The 2,895-nt window shown below is 68.5% G+C and carries 3 protein-coding genes and 1 pseudogene; 2 read left to right on the forward strand and 2 right to left on the reverse strand.

The window, feature by feature from the left end; translation table 11 throughout:
* Both IJH84_RS12120 and IJH84_RS12125 read left to right on the forward strand, forming a co-directional pair.
* A pseudogene (locus tag IJH84_RS12120) lies at positions 1 to 339 on the forward strand (hypothetical protein); the annotation flags it as partial.
* 37 nt (positions 340 to 376) lie between these two features.
* Positions 377 to 1,138 (forward strand): ABC transporter permease, encoded by a 762-nt coding sequence (locus IJH84_RS12125; RefSeq protein ID WP_295144174.1) that lies wholly within the window; start codon positions 377 to 379, stop codon positions 1,136 to 1,138.
* Positions 1,139 to 1,149: 11 nt separating this feature from the next.
* Here the strand turns inward: IJH84_RS12125 and IJH84_RS12130 are convergent, their stop codons facing one another.
* Complete coding sequence (locus tag IJH84_RS12130) at positions 1,150 to 2,316, reverse strand: erythromycin esterase family protein (protein ID WP_295144172.1); 1,167 nt, start codon at positions 2,314 to 2,316, stop codon at positions 1,150 to 1,152.
* A gap of 131 nt (positions 2,317 to 2,447) precedes the next feature.
* Positions 2,448 to 2,895: winged helix-turn-helix transcriptional regulator (locus tag IJH84_RS12135; protein ID WP_367269013.1), on the reverse strand; the 448-nt coding region annotated here is incomplete at its 5' end.

Raw genomic sequence — 2,895 nt, forward strand, 5'->3', positions numbered from 1 at the left:
ACGCTGCAGGACGAGCTGCTGCGGCTGTGGCAGCGCACCGGCAAGACCATCGTGTTCATCACGCACGGCATCGACGAGGCGGTGCACCTCGGGCAGCGGGTGGCGGTGCTGACCTCGCGGCCGGGAACGGTCAAGGACGTCGTCGACATCGACCTCGGCGAGCGCACCGAACGGGCGGACATTCGCTCCTCGCCCGAGTTCGCGCACTACCGGCATCACGTGTGGAGTCTGCTTAGGTCCGAAGTGGACCGCGCGCAGCAAGCCGAGCGCGCGGCCGCGCGGGAATCGCAGGACGCGCCGTCGAACGACCAAGACCCCGAGGTGATCTCGATTGGCTAGCATCGCACCGCCCGCCACTTCCGGTGCCACGTCGGCGATTCCGGCGCGGCACGTCGCCGAGCGCGTGCTGAAGTCCTCGGCGGCGATCGTGGTTTTCCTGCTGGTGTGGGAACTCGCGCCGCGCATCGGGCTGGCCGACAGCATCTTCCTGCCCCCGTTCAGCGAAGTACTGGGACAGTGGGTGCAGCTCGCGGCGAACGGGCAGCTGTGGGAGAACCTCGGGGCGAGTCTGGGCCGTTCCGTCGCGGGCTTCGGCATCGCCATCGTCGTCGCGGTGCCGCTGGGCGTCGTGATCGGCTGGTACCGGCTGGTCGGCGAACTGCTCAACCCGCTGCTCGAACTGTTCCGCAACACCGCGGCGCTCGCGCTGCTACCGGTGTTCGTGCTGCTGCTCGGCCTGGGCGAGTCCTCGAAGATCGCGCTGATCGTGTTCGCCTGCACCTGGCCGATCCTGCTCAACACCATCAGCGCGGTCCGCACGGTGGACCCGCTGCTGATCAAATCGGCGCGGTCGCGGGGATTCGGCTCGACGGCGGTGTTCACCAAGGTCGTACTGCCCGCCGCGGTCCCGATGGTGTTCACCGGGATCCGGCTCGCCGCGGCGAACTCGATCCTCGTGCTGGTCGCGGCCGAAATGGTCGGCGCCAAGGCGGGTATCGGGTACCTGATCAACACCTCGCAATACAACTTCCAGGTCCCGCAGATGTACGCGGGCATCATCACGATCTCGCTGCTCGGCCTGGCGTTCAACCAGACCCTGGTGACCTTGGAACGCCGCCTGTCCCGCTGGCGGTCCTGAGCGGCGCTGGCTCAATCGGACGTGCCGTGGGCTGGCGTGATCTGCCGGACGTGGATGACGGCGTCGAAGGCTTGCCGCGGATCGATGTCGACCAGGAGGTTCTCCCCGGCCATGCAGGTGACCCCGGTGAACAGCTCCGCGGGTGCGCGCCGCAGGTCCACCAGGTGGTGCGGGAGGCCCGCGGTGTCCAGTACCGCGTCCAGCGAATGCGGTGGTGGAGTGATCCGTCCGGCCGGTGTGGCGAAGCGCTGCGACGGCTCGGCGTCGAGATCGACGTCCGGCACGATGCCCGGGCCGCGGGTCGTGCCGATCACGACCAGGTCCTCGCCGAGCTCGGCAGCCAGCAGGCCGCCGATGGCCGCGGTGCCGTCGAAGGCGGGCGTGCGTTGCAGGTGCACGTTGTGCGCTGCAACGACGATGCGCTCCTCGCGTTGCAGGATGCACCGCAGGTTCTCGGCCATCACCTCGTTGCGCAGGTTGCGCCCGGGTGCGGGATAAAGACCGCCACGGCGGAACTCGAGCACGCTGCGAGCGCCGCGGGCGCAGCGCAGCGCAAGCCGATCAGCTGCCGACTCGGCACGTTCGACGAGTTCGTCGATGCGCTGCTCCAGCCCGTCCGGGACTGTCGCCGTATCAGGTCCCGGCGCATCCGGGGCCGGTGCTTTACCGGGTGCACCCAGGTCGGCAGTGGCCAGCAGCTCGCCGTCGCCTGCCCGCGCGGGGATCCGCGCGAGACAACCCGCGACGCCGGGCGCGGGATTCAGGCACCAACCGGGCACGTCCATCCCGTAGAAGCGCACCGGGCTTGCGGCTCGGTTGCGCACGCGCATCCAGCGCAACTGGTCGTGCATCTCGCTGCAACGGCCGAGCGACCAGGTGATCCCGGTGCGGGCGATCTCCGCGACGTCCCCGGCTCCGCCGCGCACCCAGTCGTCCACGGCCAAGCCTTCCGGCAGCCCGGATTCCAGCACGAACGCGGAGAAACCGAGTTCGCGGACCAGGAACCGCAGCACCCGGTCGTGCAGCAGGGCGAACTCGGTGGTGAAGTGCGCGCTCTCCCCGAGGCAGACGACGCGGGCGTCGCCGACCACCTCGCGCAACGCCTCGAGATCGGACGCATCGGGGGCGTCCGGATCGAGCATGTGCAACGGTGCAGCAACATCGCGAATGGTGCGCACGTGCGGTCGCCTCCGGCATCGGTATCCATGGGAGCAACGGGATTCGGCCACCTGCGGTAGCTCGGCGAACTGCTGCCGGCCGGACGGTCGGCGTCCCGGATGGCGCAGGCCGTTCGGTCGGACCGGATCTGTCATACCTGGTCGTCGAATCGCGCGCGGGCGCGTTCGACGGCGGGCAGCGTGCTGGTGCCCCATTCCAACAGCGCGTCGACGAGTTCTTGCAATGACTTTCCCAGCGGCGTGATGCGGTACTCGACGGCGACCGGCCGCGTGCTCAACACGCAACGTTCGATCATTCCGTTGCGCTCCAGGCGCCGCAGCGCCGCCGTTAGGGACTTCTGCGTCACGACCGGGATCGCCCGCCGGAGTTCGTTGAAGCGCAACGGTTCCTGCTCGCACAGCGCCGCAAGGATCTGCAACGACCACTTGTCGAGGACCTGATCGAGCAGCTCACGATGTTGCTCGGTCAGATGTGTCCCGTCCGAATGCGCGGGAGCGGTTTCGGCCATGACACCTAGTCTCGTTGAAGTTCCTTTCGGACACCAGGTAGGTGTCGGATACCTGCCCGAACAGTTCGAA

The organism is Saccharopolyspora sp. (genome assembly GCF_017434145.1).
GTDB lineage: Bacteria > Actinomycetota > Actinomycetes > Mycobacteriales > Pseudonocardiaceae > Saccharopolyspora_C > Saccharopolyspora_C galaxeae.